The sequence below is a fragment of the Streptomyces sp. NBC_00029 genome, from assembly GCF_045160505.1.
In the GTDB taxonomy this organism is placed as follows: domain Bacteria; phylum Actinomycetota; class Actinomycetes; order Streptomycetales; family Streptomycetaceae; genus Streptomyces.
Genome location: NZ_CP108292.1, coordinates 6,141,334 through 6,157,848, shown reverse-complemented (window position 1 = coordinate 6,157,848; position 16,515 = coordinate 6,141,334). Strand labels below are relative to the sequence as shown.

The window sequence follows — 16,515 nt, the reverse complement described above, 5'->3', positions numbered from 1 at the left end:
GTCTGCCGGACAAAATCCGAATAATCCACTTCTCCTGCCCCCTCCCACCCCACGAGCAGACAAGGGAGTCCGCCACCGTGGCCATCTCCGTCTTCGATCTCTTCTCCATCGGCATCGGTCCCTCCTCCTCCCACACGGTCGGTCCGATGCGGGCCGCGCGCATGTTCGTGACGCGGCTGAAGAAGGACGGCGTGCTGGCCCAGACCGCCTCCGTCCGGGCCGAGCTCTTCGGATCCCTCGGCGCGACCGGCCACGGACACGGCACCCCCAAGGCGGTGCTGCTCGGCCTTGAGGGCCACTCCCCCCGCACGGTGAACGTGGAGACCGCCGACGACGAGGTCGAGCGCATCCGCAGGAGCGGCCGGCTGCGGCTGCTGGGCGCGGAGATAGGCGATGCCCACGAGATCGCCTTCGACGAGCCGAACCAGCTGATCCTGCACCGCCGGCGCTCCCTGCCGTACCACGCGAACGGCATGACGCTCTTCGCCTACGACAGCGCCGGCACCCCGCTGCTGGAGAAGACCTACTACTCGGTCGGCGGCGGCTTCGTCGTGGACGAGGACGCGGTCGGCGAGGACCGGATCAAGCTCGACGACACGGTGCTGAAGTACCCCTTCCGCTCGGGCGACGAGATGCTGCGCCTCGCGAACGAGACCGGTCTGTCGATCTCCTCGCTGATGCTGGAGAACGAGAAGGCCTGGCGCACGGAGGAGGAGATCCGCGAGGGTCTCCTGGAGATCTGGCGCGTCATGCAGTCCTGCGTCTCGCGCGGCATGTCCCGCGAGGGCATCCTCCCCGGCGGCCTGCGGGTCAAGCGCCGGGCCGCCTCCACGGCGCGCCAGCTGCGCACCGAGGGCGACCCGATGCTGCACCGCAGCGAGTGGGCGACGATCTACGCGATGGCGGTCAACGAGGAGAACGCGGCGGGCGGCCGGGTCGTGACCGCGCCGACCAACGGCGCCGCGGGCGTCCTGCCGGCCGTGCTCCACTACTACATGAACTTCGTGCCGGGCGCGGACGAGGACGGCGTGGTCCGCTTCCTGCTCGCCGCGGGCGCGATCGGCATGCTCTTCAAGGAGAACGCCTCGATCTCCGGCGCCGAGGTCGGCTGCCAGGGCGAGGTGGGCTCCGCCTGCTCGATGGCGGCCGGCGCCCTCGCCGAGGTGCTCGGCGGCACCCCGGAGCAGGTCGAGAACGCGGCCGAGATCGGCATGGAGCACAACCTGGGCCTGACCTGCGACCCGGTCGGCGGCCTGGTGCAGATCCCGTGCATCGAGCGCAACGGCATGGCGGCGGTCAAGGCCGTCACCGCGGCCCGGATGGCGATGCGCGGCGACGGCAGTCACAAGGTCTCCCTCGACAAGGTCATCAAGACCATGAAGGAGACCGGCGCCGACATGAAGGTCAAGTACAAGGAGACCGCCCGCGGCGGCCTCGCGGTCAACGTCATCGAGTGCTGACGCGCACCGCGTGATGCGAGAGGGGCCCGGCGCGTGCGCCGGGCCCCTCTCGCATCCACCCGTTCACGGCACCGGAAACCGGCCGCGCGCGGAAGCGGAACCGCGGGGTCGCCCAGGGCGTCCTACGCTGTGCCACCCGTCCCCGTCTCTCGAGAATCGAGGGGACAACATGATCCACGCCCGTCTCCGGCAGTTCACGGCCCTGGCAACCGGCGCCCTGCTCGCCGCCTGCCTCTCCTTCGCCGCACCTGCCTCGGCCTCCACCGGCGCCGCCACCAACACCGTCGCCGCCAACACACAGACCCAGACCCCGCTCGTCGTCAACGCGCGCTGGGCCGGGCACCCCACGTTCGACCGGATCGTCATCGACATCCAGGGCTACGTCCCCACGGCCACCGTCACTCCCGTACCGCAGCTGGTCTACGACGGGTCCGGGAAACCCGTGCCGCTGGCCGGGAAGTACTTCCTGGAGATCCGCCTCAACCCCGCCGCCGCGCACAACGACGCGGGTCAGAGCGTCTACCAGGGGCCCAAGCTGCAGAAGATCAACCTGCCCAAGCTCAAGGGCATCGCCCTGACCGGCGACTACGAGGGGTACGTCACCTTCGGCGCCGCCTTCGACACCCTGCCGTACTACCGCGCCTTCACCCTTCACTCGCCCGAACGGTTCGTCGTCGACATCGCACGCTGAACCACCGCTGCCGCAGGGCCCGGGGCATCCGCGCCCCGGGCCCTGCGGTGCGTCGGGGCGCCGCCCGGATCCGCATCCGGCCCGCGCGCGGGCCCGCCCGTCACCTCCGCCAGAACAGGTGGTGCGTCACACCGCTCGGACTGGGCACGACGTCGAGGTGGAACCGGTCGAGCAGCTCCTCGGGCGACTCCCAGAGCCGCACACCGGAGCCGATCTCCACCGGCGAGACCGCCACGTGCAGGGTGTCGACGAGGCCGGCGTCGAGGAACTCGCGGATGGTGGTCGCCCCGCCGCCGAGCCGGACGTCCTTGCCCCGTGCCGCGTCCCGCGCCATGGCGAGGGCCGTGGCCGGGTCGTCGTCGACGAAGTGGAAGGTGGTGTCGGAGAGCGTGAACGAAGGACGCGTGTGGTGGGTCATGACGAAGACGGGGGTGTGGAACGGGGGCTCGTCACCCCACCAGCCGCGCCAGTCGTGGTCGGCCCAGGGCCCGCGCTGGGGTCCGAACTTGTTGCGGCCCATGATCTCTGCGCCGATGTTGTGCGCGAAGTCCCGCGTGAAGTAGTCGTCGAGGCCCCGGCTCCCCGCGGGGTCGGTGCGGTGGGGCCAGCTCGCCGTGGCTCCGGCCCAGGCGAACAGTTCCCCGGGATCGGCGTCGCCGAACGGCCGCTCCAGGCTCTGGTGCTCACCGGCGCCGAATCCGTCCCGCGAGACGGTGAAGTTCTGGACTCTCAGCAGCTGCTCCACGGGACCGCTCCTGCCTGCCGCGGGTTCAGCGGTGCTCGGGGTTGGGGAAGTCGAACCGGCAGCCCGCGTCCCACAGCGAGCGCTGGTTGCCGTGCGCCGGGATGCCGCCCGTGCGCTTGAGCAGCGCGGCCAGGTGCAGGAGGTTCCACGACATGAAGGCGGTGTTGCGGTTGGTGAAGTCGTTCTCGGGGCCGCCCGAGCCGGGGTCCAGATACGAGGGTCCGGGTCCGGCCTCGCCGATCCAGCCCGCGTCGGCCTGCGGCGGGATCGTGTAGCCGAGGTGCTGCAGGCTGTAGAGGATGTTCATGGCGCAGTGCTTGACGCCGTCCTCGTTGCCGGTGATCAGCGCGCCCCCGACCCGCCCGTAGTAGGCGTACTGGCCCCGCTCGTTCAGCAGGGAGGAGCAGGCGTAGAGCCGCTCGATGACCTGCTTCATCACGGAGCTGTTGTCACCGAGCCAGATGGGGCCGCACAGCACGAGGATGTCGGCGTCCATGATCTGGCTGTAGAGGACCGGCCACTGGTCGCTCTCCCAGCCGTGCTCGGTCATGTCGGGCCAGACCCCGGTCGCGATGTCGTGGTCGACGGCGCGCAGGAGCGAGGTCCGGGCGCCGGCCGCCTCCATGACCGCGCGGCTCTTGTCGATCAGGCCCTCGGTGTTGCTGGTCTCCGGCGAGCGTTTGAGCGTGCAGTTCACGTAGAGGGCGGTCAGGTCCGAGTAGTCGTATGAGGCAGCCACTCCCCCAGCGTCGGCAGCGGGCCCCCGCACCGCCACCGGGCCGCGCCCGTCCGTGGTCGGCCGTGCGCGGGCGAGGACGGGCGGCTTCGCTGCCCGCGCCGCGGCAAACCTAGGATGGCGCCATGTCCCTGCCGCACGCCATCCTCACCGCCCTGCTCGAGAAGCCCTCGTCCGGGCTGGAGCTGACCCGGCGGTTCGACAAGTCGATCGGGTACTTCTGGTCGGCGACGCACCAGCAGATCTACCGCGAGCTGGGGCGGCTCGAGGAATCCGGGCTGATCCGGGAGCTGCCGAGCGCGGTGCCCGTGCGGGGGCAGAAGAAGGAGTACGAGGTGCTGCCGGCCGGCGGCGCGGAGCTGGCCCGTTGGGTCGCGGAGAGCCAGGACCCCAAACCGATGCGCGACCCGTTGCTGCTGCGGATCCGCGCGGCGGGTGTGGTCGGGCCGCAGGGGCTCGGTCCCGAGCTGCGGCGCCATCTGGAGCTGCACCGGCGCCAGCTGGCGCAGTACGAGGCGATCGAGGAGAAGGACTTCCCGCCGGGGCGGGACGCGGTGGAGGACCGGCTGCGCCGGCTCGTGCTGCACGGCGGGATCGCCCTGGAGACGTTCTGGCTGCACTGGCTGGAGGAGGCCCTCGGCGAGGTCGAGGACATGTCCGGTCCGCAGGCCTGACGCGGGATCCCGGACGCGGGTCGCACGCCGCTGCCCCCGGCCCGGCGAACCGGGGTGGGGGCAGCGGCGGAGGGACTACTTGTTCAGGGAGGCCCAGAACTCGTCGAAGCTCAGCAGGCCGTCGCCGTTCGCGTCCTTGGCGGCGATCACGGCGTCCGCGACGGGGCCGGTGACGAACGGGTCGCCCATGGCCGCCATGGCCGCCTTGAACTCGTTGGCCGTGACGAAGCCGTCACCGTTCACGTCGAACTTGCCGAACGTCGTCCGTGCGCTCTCGATGTCCGCCACTGGGTCCACTCCTTCTTGATGCCTTGCTGACCGGCTCAGGGTAGCGGCCGCCCCGTTCCGGCCCCGCCTCGGGTCCCGTTCGGACGGCAGAAACGATTTCAATTACCGCGACGTAATACGGAATCAATAATTCCGACCGAAACGGACCGAGATTCCACTTGTCACACTCCGGGATCACGGCATAACGTAATGACGTTGCCGCCACACCAGGAGCACAGGGCTCCCAGGGACAAGTGGCAACAAGGGCGATCATTCAGATGACGATCACAACGGACGCATCATTCGGAGTTCCGCCCTTCACCCGCACCTGCCACCGCATCCGGGAAAACAGCGGTGGCGGGCTCGGCGCGTCGCAGGCCCCGCCCCGCCGGGCTTCGTCTGCGCGAACCTCCACGTGAAAAGATCGGGGCCGGCCGGTGACGGGCCCTCAGGGGCGCACCGGAACCGGGGCCGCTCCGGGCGGAAATCCGCGCGCGGGCGCCTTGAGGAATTCCGGCCGAAATCCATCTCACCCATTCCCGCACCGGCGCATCCAAAATTCTCCGGGAACCGGCGTCAAACCCCGAAAGGGCCGCACGGAAATGGCCCGGCATTTTGCCGGTTCCGCGCTTCCCGACGGTGAATCGACCACGGTCGACCGGTTCACCGACCGAAAGACCGCCCGGCCCTGCCCGCCGAGGAGCGTACGGGGCTCCTCGGCGGGCAGGGCCGGGGTCGAGCGGCTGCCGGAGCGTCCTGCGGTCGCACAGTGACGGCCCGCGGACCGACGGACCGACGGCAGTGCCCCGGGAGCTGTGCGAGCTCCCGGGGCACTGCCGCGTCATGCACCCGACGGGGTCAGCGGGAGACCGCCTAGCGGAAGATGCCGGTGTGGCCGAGCGAGTAGCGGCCGGGCTGCGGGTACACGGCAAGTCCGTGCGGTCCGCCGCCGACCGGGATCCGGGCGATCTGCTTCCCGGTCCGGGTGTCGACCGCGTAGACCTCGGAGTTGTAGCGGCCCGACAGCCACAGCACCTTGCCGTCGGCGGAGACACCGCCCATGTCGGGGCTGCCGCCGTCCGGCAGCGTCCACTTCTTGGTGAGCTTGTTCTCGGGGAAGTTGAAGACCGAGATGGTGCCCTCGCCGCGGTTGGAGACGTACATCTCCTTGGAGTCACGGCTGACGTAGAGGCCGTGGCAGCCCTTGCCCGTGGGCAGCAGCTTGGGGATCTCGAACTTGTCCCCGCTCAGCACCCACATGCCGTGCGCCATCATGTCCGCGACATAGAACGTCTTCCCGTCCGGGGAGACCTTGACGTCCTGCGGCATCGCGCCCTCGAACGGGAGCTTCTGCTGGCCGACGACCTCCATGCGCTCGGTGTCGACCTTGAGGAGTTCCCCGGAGAACTCACAGCTCACGATGAAGTAGCGGCCGTCGGCGGAGAAGTCCGCGTGGTTGACGCCGTAGCAGGTCACGGGGACCGTCTTCACGCGGTCCATCGTGTGCGGGTCGCGGAAGACCAGCTCCTTGTCCATCGAGGCCATGACGATCGCGTACTTGCCGTTCGGCGTGAAGTACAGGTTGTACGGGTCGTGCACCTCGACGGGCTTTCCGGCCTCACCGGTGGCCGGGTTGATCGGGGTGAGGGTGTGGCCCCGGTTGTTGTTGACCCACAGGGTCTTCAGGTCCCAGGAGGGCACCACGTGCTGGGGCTGGACCCCGACCGGGATGGTGTCGATGACCCGGTAGGTCTCCGGGTCGATGACGGACACCGTGTTGGAGTTGGTGTTCGGCACGTAGATGCGGGAGGGGAAGTCCTTGACCACGGGGGAGAGCTTGTTCGGCCGGTCCGCCGCGTAGACGTCGTTCGGATCGAGGAGCGGCGGCATGCCGGGCAGACCGGGCGGGGCGGCCGGCACGGCCTTGACGGGCCCGGCCGGGCCCTTGGTGCCGAGCGCCTCGGCGGGTCCCTTGTCGGCCGATCCACAGCCGGCCAGGGCGGCGAGGACCAGCCCTGCCAGCAGCACGCCGGCGGTCCGGGGAAGGCGGGTGGTCGTCATGGGGTCAGCAGCTCCGTGGTGGTCACCGCGCGCAGGTTGCGGCGCGCGAGTTCTTCGAGGAGGGGAGGCATCGCGTCGACCGTGTCCGCGTAGCCGAAGTGCAGGCTCACCACCGATCCGGGCCGGATCGTCCCGGTGACGGTGCGGATGACGGCCGCGGCGCCGGGCGAGGTGAAGTCGAGGGAGTCCACGTCGTACGAGAGGACGTGCGGGTAGCCCGCCCGCTGGGCCAGCTTCTGGACGAGCGGGGTCGCGTACTGGGTCTGGGAGGGCCGGAACCAGGTGCCGATGGAGCCGGTGAGCCGCTTGAGCCGCTGTGCGCAGCCGGTGATCTCGGCGTAGGCCTCCACCTCGGGCATGTCGTTGATCGCGAGGTGGCGCTGGGTGTGATTGCCGAGCTCGTGACCGCCGTCGAGGATGCGGCGGGCCAGTTCCGGATGGGCGTCGAGCCAGGATCCGATCGCGAGGACGGTGACCTTCGCGCCGCCCTTCTCGGCCGCGGTCAGCACCTCCCGGGCGATGGCGGGGTCCCCGTTGCCGTGGAAGGTGAGGGCGACCCGGGGGCGGTCGCGCGGACCGTGGCCGATCTCGGCGGGCTGCCCGGCGAACCGGCGGGGGGCGGCGGCCGGGGCGGCCTGCGCCGGGCGGGCCGGGCGGGCAGGACCGGTCGGAGTGCCGGAGGGCGGCTCGGCGGCGGGCGCGGTGCGGGGCCGGCCCGGTCCGCAGGCGGCGGTGAGGCCGGCCGCGGCGGCGGCCGCCCCGGCACCGGCCGCGCGCAGGGCGACGCGCAGGGCCGCGCGGCGGCCTGGTTGTGAGAGCACTTGCCCATTTAAGGGGTGGATGACCCGGATGGTAATGATTGACCCAATTCAGGACGGTCGCGAAAAGAGGCCAACCGGGTGATGAGGTCGCTATGTGATCAACGATTTACACAGAGCAGTCGATACTTATTCATGGATTGCGAGGTCAGTGGCCCACCTCACCTAAGATTTAGCAAGAAAGTCTTACGATTTGCCCACTTATGTCCAAGTAGGGACTTTTGGCGTTTGAGCCCTCGTCTGCCATAGTCGGAAGCACGACTTCCCATTGACCCGAGCGAAGTCGCCACGCCGAGGATCACACCCCCTTAGATCCTCGGCGCACCCATGGAGCCCCCATACCGCCCCACACGGCGCACGGGGGCTTCAGGCGTTCTGGCGGTCGGCCACCCGCATCTCGAACCAGGTGATCTTCCCGCGCGGCAGCAGGTCCGCACCCCAGCGGTCGGACAGCTTGTCGACGAGGAAGAGGCCCCGGCCGGTGGTGTCCATCTCATGGACCGGCATCAGGCAGGGCAGTCCGCGCGAGGGGTCGCGCACCTCCACCCGGATCCAGCCGCGGCGGCGCAGCATGCGTAAGCCGAAGGAGCGGGCCCCGGTGTGCCGGACCGCGTTGCCGACGAGTTCGGAGACCAGCAGGACGGCGTGCTCGGCGATCTGCGGCGAGAGGCCCCAGAGGCGGATCACCACGCACTGGGTGAGCCGGCGCGCGGTGCTCGCGGACTCCGGCATGGACGGCAACGTCACTTCACCTTCGGCCGGATTACCGTACAACTCCAGCGCTTTGAGGCCCTGTTCGTCCTCAACGGCCGCCGTGAGCCGTACCGCCGAAGCGCTGCCGCGCTGCCGCGGCTGTTCCACACCCTCCAGGCCCGCCATGCACCCATCATGGACGGCCGACCCGCCCGCCCGGGCCGTTCCACAGGAAAACACCCCCCGGATTCAACGAATCCAAGGGGGTGTTCTGTCATATGCAGGAGGCAATCGGAGGGCCCCGGTGCCCACCTTGACCTGCGGTGACGCGCCGCACGTAATTGATCACAGCGAGTGGATCACCGATTCTCCTTAAGGTTGCCTTAAGGCCTGGCTAATCCACCCGGAGGGAGGACCGGGGTCCTCGGCCGGGTCACCCGGCTCAGACGAACTTCGCCTTGCCCGGGCCCTCTTCGACGAAACTGCGCATGCCGCGCTCGCGGTCCTCGGTGGCGAACAGGCCCGCGAACCAGTTGCGTTCGATGGTGAGTCCGGTGTCGATGTCGGCCTCCAGGCCCGCGTCCACGCACTCCTTGGCGGCGCGCAGCGCGATCGCCGGACCCTGCGCGAGCTTGGCGGCCCAGGCGTGCGCCTGCTCGTACACCTCGGCGGCGGGCACCACCCGGTCGACCAGGCCGAGGGTCAGCGCCTCGTCGGCCTTGACCATGCGGCCGGTGAAGATCAGGTCCTTGGCCTTGGACGGTCCGATCAGCCGGGACAGCCGCTGGGTGCCGCCGGCGCCCGGGATCAGGCCCAGCAGGATCTCGGGCTGGCCGAGCTTCGCGTTGTCGGCGGCGATCCGGTAGTCGGCGCACAGCGCGAGTTCGCAACCGCCGCCCAGCGCGTAGCCGGTGATGGCCGCGACGACGGGCTTGGGGATGCGGGCGACGGCGGTGAAGGCGTCCTGGAGCGCGCGGGACCGGGCGACCATCGCCGCGTGGTCCATCGTCTGCATCTCCTTGATGTCCGCGCCCGCCGCGAACACCTTCTCGCCGCCGTAGATGATGACCGCGCGGACGTCGGCCCGGTCGGTCGCCTCCACCGCGAGCTCGCGCAGCCGGTCCTGGGTGGCGATGTCCAGGGCGTTCATGGGCGGCCGGTCCAGGCGGATGGTGCCGACGCCTTCGGAGACTTCGAGAGAGAGGGTCATACGGCCAGGTTAGCGCCGGTTAACGTGAAGTGGCCCGGTGCTGTGGGTCACAGCACCGGGCCACCGGGACTACCTACGGGGCGTACGGGACGCCCGTGAAGCGACTACTTGATCCACTCCGCCCACGGCATGTTCCAGCCGTTGAGGCCGTTGTCCGGGGCGATCTGCTTGTCCTTCGAGTTCTTCACGATGACCACGTCACCGATCAGCGACTCGTTGAAGAACCAGGCCGCGGGCTGGTTGCCGTCGCCGCCGCCGCGGGAGTCGCGCAGGCCGACGCAGCCGTGGCTGACGTTGGACGAACCGAACGTACCGGCCGAGGCCCAGTAGTTGCCGTGGACGAAGGTGCCGGAGTCCGACAGGCGCATCGCGTGCGGGACGTCGGGGATGTCGTACTCGCCGCCGAAGCCGACGGTCGCGCCGTTCATCCGGGTCACCTTGTACTTCTCGCTGATGACCATCTGCCCGTTGTAGGTGGTCGTCGACGGGGCGCCCGCGGTGATCGGGACGTTCTTGAGCACCTGGCCGTCACGGACGACCTCCATCTGCTTGCTGCTCGCGTCGACGGTGGAGACCTGCGAGCGGCCGACGGTGAAGGTGACCGTACGGGTCTGCTTGCCGTAGACCCCGGGGCGGCCTTCGACTCCGTCGAGGGCCAGCTTCACGGTGACCTTGGTGTTCGCGGCCCAGTAGTTCTCGGGGCGGAAGTCGATGCGGTCGTTGCCGAACCAGTGGCCCTCGACCGGGACGGCCGGCTCGGCCGTCACCGTGATGGCCTTCTCGACGGCCTCGGGGTTGGTGATGCCCCGGGTGAACCTGATCGAGACCGGCATGCCCACGCCGACGGTCGTGCCGTCCTCGGGCGTGTAGTGGCCCACGAAGGTGTTGGTCGGGGTCAGGGTGGTGAAGCTGGTGTCCTTGGCGGACTCCCGGCCGGCCTCGTCCTTGGCGACCGCGTGCACCTTGTACTCGGTGGCGGAGGCCAGGTGGCGGGCCGGCTCCCAGCTCGCGCCGTCGTCGGCGAGCTTGCCCTCGACCGCGTTGCCCTTGGTGTCGGCGACCGTCACCGTGGTGAGCTTGCCGCCCGTGCTCGTTATCTTCAGGACGCCGCTGGTGGCGACCTCCTTGGCCCCGTCGTCGGGCTTGACGGCGACGACCGCCTTGGAAGCCTCGGTACCGGTCTTGCCGCCACCCCCGCCGTTGTCGCCGCCGCTGCCGCTGCCGTTACCCCCACCACCGCCACTGCAGGCGGTGGTGAACAGCAGGGCCGCCCCCAGCAGAAGGGCCGGCAGGCCGGTGCGGGCGCGGCCGCGTATCGGCTGCAGGTTCACTCGTGTTCTCCCCATGTCCCCCGCGCGCGGACTGTCGCGCGCTTGTTGACAGGTAATCACAGGGAGGGATCACGATGAGCCACGGTCTTGTCACCGTTCCGTCCCAACTGCCGGGGTGCAGCCGGGACCGGAATCGGCCCTCAGTCCTCGGTGCCGGGCTTGGTGCCCCAGACGTAGACCGCGTCGCCCTCGGTGAGCAGGTTCCACAGGCGTTCCGCGTCCGGTTCCGCGAGGTTGACACAGCCGGCGGAACCGCCGTGTCCGTACAGGTAGCCGGGTGAACCGTGGAGGGCCTGGCCCCCGTCGAAGAACTGGGCGTGCGGCATGGGCGAGCCGTACAGGGAGGAGACGTGGTCCTTGCTGCGCCAGTACACCTCGTGCCAGCCGGGCCGGGTCTCCTGGAAGTCGCGGCCGGTACGGATGGGGACGGGCCCGAGGACGACGCGGCTGCCGCTCTGCACCCACAGCAACTGGCGGTCCATGTCCACGCAGGTCACGCGGTGGGAGCGGACGGGGCAGTCGCCCGCGGCATTGGGGTCCGGGCGTGCGGCGACGACGAGCATCGTGCGGAAGGTGGCCACGCCCGGATAGCCGTCCGCCGGGGTGACTCCGTTGGCCCGCTGGAAGGCGCGGACCGCGTAGCAGTCCGCGGACGACTGCACCCCGTCGACGGGCCGGCCCAGGTGCTGCTCCAGCTCCCACTGGTAGGGGCCGGTACCGGCCACGCACGCGCTCTCCGGTTCCGCCGGGGCCGCCGCGGCCCGGGCCGGGTGCGGGCCCGCCAGTGCGAGCAGGGCGCCGAGCGCCACCGCACCCGCCAGCGGGCCTCTCCCCTTGCGTGCAGCCATCCGGGCCTCCTCGGGCTGTGGGTCGGACGCTCGCAGCCCAGCTAATCCCGTGGAGCGGGGGTACGGCTCGCGCTGATGCACCGACGGAGTGAGGAGGTCACTTCACCGGGGTACCGGGGGACGGCGCCACGGCCCGGCGGCCGGCCGCCGCCTCCTCCTCGCTCCCGTCCTGCTCGTCGTCCGCGGCGGGGACCCGGCCGTGGTCGTCGCGCTTGTTGTGGAGGGTGACCACGAGCCGCTGGTCGGGTGTCTCGCCGTCCAGCCACTGCGGGGCGGTCACCGGGGTCTTCGGCATGACGTAGCCCTCGGGTACGTCCTTCTCGGCCACGTAGTACCAGCCGTCGGCGAGCCGGTCGAAGTCGCAGATGCCGTCGGCGTCGGTGGCGCAGCCGGTCCTGGCCCTGTGGTCGGCGCCGATGCCGGCGGTCTGGAGGCCCATGGTGCGGTTGGTCTCCTTCCAGAGCTCGACCACCGCGCCGTGCAGCGGCCACTCGGTCTTCGCGTCCTTCGTGCGGACCCGGATCAGGCCGCCGTACGGCGCGTCCTCCAGCCGGTTCGCGACGTTGAGGACGAGGCCCTCCTCGGGGGTGCCCGCTTGCAGGTCGAAGCCGGTGACGGGTTCCGCGGGCCGCTCGTACCCGGCGGGGACGCCCGCCTCCAGCCAGTAGTAGGTCTCGTTGACCGCGAGCTCCACCGTGCAGCTGCCCCTGGCGTCGGTGACGCATGCCCCCTCGTGCTTCTCGTCGGCCGCCGGACCCGCGCTCTGGAGGCCCGGCCGGTCGTTGGTCTCCCGCCAGAGCTCGAACCTCGCGCCGGGCAGGGGCGCGCCGGTGTCCTGATCCCTGTTCAGCAGGACCACGCGGGCGCTGCCCGCCGGGGCCACGGCCGACGTGACGGGCTGCGCCGCGGGGGCGGGCCCGTCCCGGTCGGCCGAACGGGCCGGTGCCGCTGCGGCGAGTACCACCGCGGCGGCGAGGCCGAGCGGCCACACCCTTGCTGTGCCGGCTGCCATGCCACTCCGTCCGTCGCCCCGGGGCTGCTTCGCCCTGACAGGCTGGGGGGACCCTCGTGCACACGTACGCAGGGACACACGGGCGCTACGGCATTCCGATCACACGAATCACCCGTCCGGCCCCGGCGGACGGGGGCGGGGTGCCGGGGCGGCCCGCGCTCAGGCGATGGAGGAGCCGGCGACCCAGTCCGCCCAGGACATGTTCCAGCCGCCCAGGCCGTTGTCGGGGGCGACCGTCTTGTCCTGCGAGTTCACGACCTCCACCACGTCCCCGACCAGGGTCCGGTCGAAGAACCAGCCGGCCGGGGTGTCGGAGCCGCCGCCCTTGTCGTCGCGCAGGCCCACGCATCCGTGGCTCAGGTTGGTGGTGCCGAAGCTGTCGGGGCTGGACCAGTAGTTCCCGTGCAGGAAGGTCCCGGAGGAGGTGAGCCGCATGGCGTGCGGGACGTCGGGGATGTCGTACTCGCCGCCGAAGCCGACCGTCTGGCCGTTCATCCGGGTGACGTCGAACATCTCCATCACCACCATCTTGCCGTTGTAGGTGGTGGTCTTGGGCGCCCCGGCGCTGATCGGGACGGTCGACACCAGCTGCCCGTCCCGGCGGACCTCCATGGTGTGCGCGGCCGCGTCCACGGTGGAGATCTGGGAGCGGCCCACGGTGAAGGTGACGGTCTTGTCCTGGATGCCGTACGAGCCCGGGGCGCCCTCGATGTCGCGCAGGTCCATCTTCACGGTGACCTTAGTGCCGGACTTCCAGTACTCCTTGGGCCGGAAGTCGAGCCGCTCCCGGCCGAACCAGTGGCCGACGACCTGGACGCCCGGGTCCGAGGTGACGGAAATGGCCCGCTCCACTTCGGCGCGGCGCTCGATGGCCCGGCTGAACCTGAAGGAGACGATCATGCCGGTGCCGACGGTCGAACGGTTCTCGGGCTTGAAGTAGCCGATGAACCGCTCCTCGGGAACGTAGGTGGTGAAGGTGGTGTGGCGGGCCTGGCGGCGGTCGTGCCCGTCCAGGGCGACGGCGTCCACGGTGTACTTGGCCGCGAGCGCGAGCCGGGCGGACGCGGGCTCGGGGCTCCAGCTGAGCCCGTCGGCGGCGATGGCGCCGGGGACCTGTTCCTGCTGCGCGTCCTCCACCTTGGTGACGACGACCCGCTCCAGGCGGCCCTCGGGCACGGTGACCGACAGCCGCCCGTCGGCGGGCACCCCCTTCGCGTTGTCGTCGGGGGTGATCCGGATGGCCTCGTCCGGCGAGCGGGGTTTGCCGGGCAGCTGGATCTCGACCGGGGCCCTGCCGTCCTGGGTGCATCCGGCCAGGCCGCCCAGCAGGCCCGCCCATGCCGCCACGGCGGCCAAGCCCGCCCCTGCCCGCCTCGTCAGAAGTGTCACGATCCCTCCAACGACCGGGCGCTGCCGGGGAAACGTGAGCGCGGGCCACGTTCCGGGCAGAACTGTCCGGGCAGAACAGTGTGAAGGACCAGACGGGGGCGGGCCCAGGCCGGGACGCCGGGGCCGCACTCTCCCCTACCCCCGCCGGTACCCAGGAGCCGTGGAGGCGGGCAGTGTCGAGCGCAGCCGAGCAGGAGGCGGTGGAAGCCGTCAGCAATGCCGTCGAAGCGGTGCGGAGCGGCCATGCCGCGCCCGTACCGCAGATCGACGGCCGACCGCAGGAGAGGCCGAAGGAGCGGCCCGAGGAACGAACGAACGGCCAGGTCAGGGGCCAGGTGGTACGGGTGCAATCGCGCCCGGGGGCACCGGTGTGGCCGGGGTCCTCGCATCCGCTGGGGGCCCGGTTCCATCACGGTCCGGACGGGACCGCGGGCACCAATTTCGCCCTGTGGGCGCAGGGCGCGGAGGCGGTGGAGGTCTGTCTGTTCGACGAGGCCGGCGCCGAGACCCGCTGCGCCCTGACGGAGCACACCCACGAGATCTGGCACGGTTTCGTGCCGGGCGTACGCCCGGGGCAACGGTACGGATTCAGGGTGCACGGCCGATGGGACCCCTGGACGGGCGCCCGGTACAACCCGGCGAAGCTGCTCCTGGACCCGTACGCGCGGGCCGTGGACGGGGACTTCACGCTGCCCCCGGAGGTGTACGCGCACGTCCGGGACTGGCCGCAGCAGTACATCGCGGACACCGTGCGCGACGACCGGGACTCCGCTCCCTTCGTCCCGAAGGGCGTGGTCGTCCACGATGACGACGACTGGGCGGACGACGTCCGGCCGAAGACCCCGTGGGCCGATTCGGTGATCTACGAGCTGCACGTGCGCGGCTTCACCATGCGCCATCCGGGTATTCCCGAGGAACTGCGCGGCACCTACGCGGGCCTCGCCCACCCGGCGGCGATCGAGCACCTGACGAGCCTGGGCGTGACCGCGGTCGAGCTGCTTCCGGTGCACCAGTTCGCGCACGAGGACCACCTGCTGCGCCGGGGCCTGCGCAACTACTGGGGCTACAACTCGGTCGGCTACTTCGCCCCGCACGCGGGCTACTCCTCGAGCGGTACGGCGGGGCAGCAGGTCGGGGAGTTCAAGCGGATGGTCCGGGCCCTGCACGCGGCCGGGATCGAAGTCATCCTCGACGTGGTCTACAACCACACGGCCGAGGCGGGCGAGCTGGGTCCCACGCTGTCGCTGCGCGGGATCGACAACCGGGGCTACTACCGGCTCCAGTCCGACCAGCGGCGGTACTCCGACTACACGGGCTGCGGGAACACCCTGCACGCGGGGCGCCCGCACGTCCTGCGGATGATCACGGACTCGCTGCGCTACTGGGTCACGGAGATGGGTGTGGACGGCTTCCGCTTCGACCTGGCGGCGGCGCTGGCCCGGTCGATGCACGACGTGGACATGCTGTCGCCGTTCCTCGCGGTGATCGCCCAGGACCCGGTGCTGCGGCGGGTCAAACTCATCGCCGAGCCGTGGGACGTGGGCTCGGGCGGCTACCAGGTGGGGGCGTTCCCGCCGCTGTGGACGGAGTGGAACGACCGCTACCGGGACGCCGTACGGGACTTCTGGCGGGGCGCGCTGCCCGACGTACGGGATCTCGGGTACCGGCTGTCGGGCTCCAGCGACCTGTACGCGTGGGGCGGGCGGCGGCCGTACGCCTCGGTGAACTTCGTGACCGCGCACGACGGTTTCACCCTGCGCGACCTGGTCACCTACGAGCGCAAGCACAACGAGGGGAACGGGGAGGCTAACCGGGACGGGACCAATGACAACCGGTCGTGGAACTGCGGGGCGGAGGGCGAGAGCGACGATCCGCGGATCGGCGTGCTCCGGCGCCGCCAGCTGCGCAACCTGCTCACCACTCTGCTGCTGTCGACGGGCGTGCCGATGCTGGTGGCCGGGGACGAGTTCGGGCGGACGCAGGACGGCAACAACAACGCGTACTGCCAGGACAACGAGACGGGCTGGGTGGACTGGTCGCTCCTGGAGGATCCGGCCTGGCGGTCGCTCCTCGCCCTGGCCTCCCGGCTGATCGCGCTGCGCCACGCCCATCCGGTGCTGCGGCGGCGGGCGTTCTTCTCCGGGCGCTCGCAGGGCGCGGACGGGCTGCGGGACCTGGCCTGGTTCACCCCGGCGGGCGCGGAGATGACGGAGCGGGACTGGTACGCGCCGTCCGCCGCTCTGGGGATGTACCTGTCGGGCCGCGACATCCCGGGCCGGGACGAGCGGGGCCGGCAGGTGACGGACGACAGCTTCCTCGCGCTGCTGCACACCGGGGACCGGCCGCTGGAGTGGGTCCTGCCGGGGGCGCCGTGGGCGGAGGTGTACGAGGTCGTCCTGGACACCTCCGTGGAGGAGCAGTCCGACCCTCCCCGCACCCGTCACCGGGGCGGACAACCCCTCGTGGTCCCGGCGCGGTCGGTGCTGCTGCTGAAGGTGGTGGGCTGAGCCCAAGTGGCCTGCGGCGGCCCGGCCGGCGCCGCTGGTTCCGGACGTACCCGCACATCCGGAACCAGCTCGC

General features: G+C 70.8%; 15 protein-coding genes. 4 read left to right on the top strand and 11 right to left on the bottom strand.

Translation table 11 applies throughout. The annotated features are described in order from the left end of the window. Nucleotides 1-77: 77 nt before the first annotated feature. Nucleotides 78-1,460 (top strand): L-serine ammonia-lyase, encoded by a 1,383-nt coding sequence (locus tag OG753_RS28920; RefSeq protein WP_327264549.1) that lies wholly within the window; start codon nucleotides 78-80, stop codon nucleotides 1,458-1,460. Nucleotides 1,461-1,629: 169 nt separating this feature from the next. Further along, a complete protein-coding gene (locus tag OG753_RS28915) occupies nucleotides 1,630-2,151 on the top strand; it encodes a hypothetical protein (protein WP_405790712.1) in 522 nt (173 codons plus the stop codon). Nucleotides 2,152-2,251: 100 nt separating this feature from the next. Here the strand turns inward: OG753_RS28915 and OG753_RS28910 are convergent, their stop codons facing one another. After that, nucleotides 2,252-2,896 carry a dihydrofolate reductase family protein gene (locus OG753_RS28910; protein WP_327264547.1) on the bottom strand — a complete coding sequence of 215 codons (645 nt, stop codon included), beginning with the start codon at nucleotides 2,894-2,896 and terminating at the stop codon, nucleotides 2,252-2,254. Nucleotides 2,897-2,921: 25 nt separating this feature from the next. Further along, nucleotides 2,922-3,635, bottom strand: a complete 714-nt coding sequence (locus tag OG753_RS28905; protein WP_327264546.1) for a flavodoxin family protein — start codon at nucleotides 3,633-3,635, stop codon at nucleotides 2,922-2,924. A gap of 122 nt (nucleotides 3,636-3,757) precedes the next feature. Between OG753_RS28905 and OG753_RS28900 the strand changes: the two genes are divergently transcribed. Then, nucleotides 3,758-4,306 (top strand): PadR family transcriptional regulator, encoded by a 549-nt coding sequence (locus tag OG753_RS28900; RefSeq protein WP_327264545.1) that lies wholly within the window; start codon nucleotides 3,758-3,760, stop codon nucleotides 4,304-4,306. Between the two features lie 75 nt (nucleotides 4,307-4,381). Here OG753_RS28900 and OG753_RS28895 read toward each other — a convergent pair whose 3' ends face one another. From OG753_RS28895 to OG753_RS28855, 9 genes are all read right to left on the bottom strand, one after another. Then, entirely contained in the window at nucleotides 4,382-4,594 is a 213-nt protein-coding gene (locus OG753_RS28895; protein ID WP_405790710.1) for an EF-hand domain-containing protein, read from the bottom strand. 852 nt (nucleotides 4,595-5,446) lie between these two features. Further along, nucleotides 5,447-6,634 carry a YncE family protein gene (locus OG753_RS28890; RefSeq protein ID WP_327264544.1) on the bottom strand — a complete coding sequence of 396 codons (1,188 nt, stop codon included), beginning with the start codon at nucleotides 6,632-6,634 and terminating at the stop codon, nucleotides 5,447-5,449. Then, nucleotides 6,631-7,455, bottom strand: a complete 825-nt coding sequence (locus OG753_RS28885; RefSeq protein WP_405790708.1) for a polysaccharide deacetylase family protein — start codon at nucleotides 7,453-7,455, stop codon at nucleotides 6,631-6,633. The genes OG753_RS28890 and OG753_RS28885 overlap by 4 nt, the downstream gene beginning before the upstream one ends. A 363-nt stretch (nucleotides 7,456-7,818) precedes the next feature. Beyond that, entirely contained in the window at nucleotides 7,819-8,331 is a 513-nt protein-coding gene (locus OG753_RS28880; protein WP_327264542.1) for an ATP-binding protein, read from the bottom strand. Nucleotides 8,332-8,587: 256 nt separating this feature from the next. Continuing rightward, the gene (locus OG753_RS28875; RefSeq protein WP_030009108.1) at nucleotides 8,588-9,355 is read right to left on the bottom strand and encodes an enoyl-CoA hydratase/isomerase family protein; all 768 of its coding nucleotides are present in this window, start codon (nucleotides 9,353-9,355) and stop codon (nucleotides 8,588-8,590) included. Between the two features lie 104 nt (nucleotides 9,356-9,459). Next, the gene (locus OG753_RS28870; protein ID WP_383197541.1) at nucleotides 9,460-10,701 is read right to left on the bottom strand and encodes an Ig-like domain-containing protein; all 1,242 of its coding nucleotides are present in this window, start codon (nucleotides 10,699-10,701) and stop codon (nucleotides 9,460-9,462) included. A gap of 125 nt (nucleotides 10,702-10,826) precedes the next feature. After that, nucleotides 10,827-11,534 carry a L,D-transpeptidase family protein gene (locus OG753_RS28865; protein WP_405790705.1) on the bottom strand — a complete coding sequence of 236 codons (708 nt, stop codon included), beginning with the start codon at nucleotides 11,532-11,534 and terminating at the stop codon, nucleotides 10,827-10,829. 97 nt (nucleotides 11,535-11,631) lie between these two features. Continuing rightward, nucleotides 11,632-12,546 (bottom strand): collagen binding domain-containing protein, encoded by a 915-nt coding sequence (locus tag OG753_RS28860; RefSeq protein ID WP_405790703.1) that lies wholly within the window; start codon nucleotides 12,544-12,546, stop codon nucleotides 11,632-11,634. Nucleotides 12,547-12,705: 159 nt separating this feature from the next. Further along, nucleotides 12,706-13,926: an Ig-like domain-containing protein gene (locus OG753_RS28855; RefSeq protein ID WP_383197579.1), complete on the bottom strand. Its 1,221-nt coding sequence runs from the start codon at nucleotides 13,924-13,926 to the stop codon at nucleotides 12,706-12,708. Nucleotides 13,927-14,108: 182 nt separating this feature from the next. Between OG753_RS28855 and glgX the strand changes: the two genes are divergently transcribed. Further along, nucleotides 14,109-16,442 (top strand): glycogen debranching protein GlgX, encoded by a 2,334-nt coding sequence (gene glgX / locus OG753_RS28850; RefSeq protein ID WP_405790701.1) that lies wholly within the window; start codon nucleotides 14,109-14,111, stop codon nucleotides 16,440-16,442. Nucleotides 16,443-16,515 lie beyond the last annotated feature (73 nt).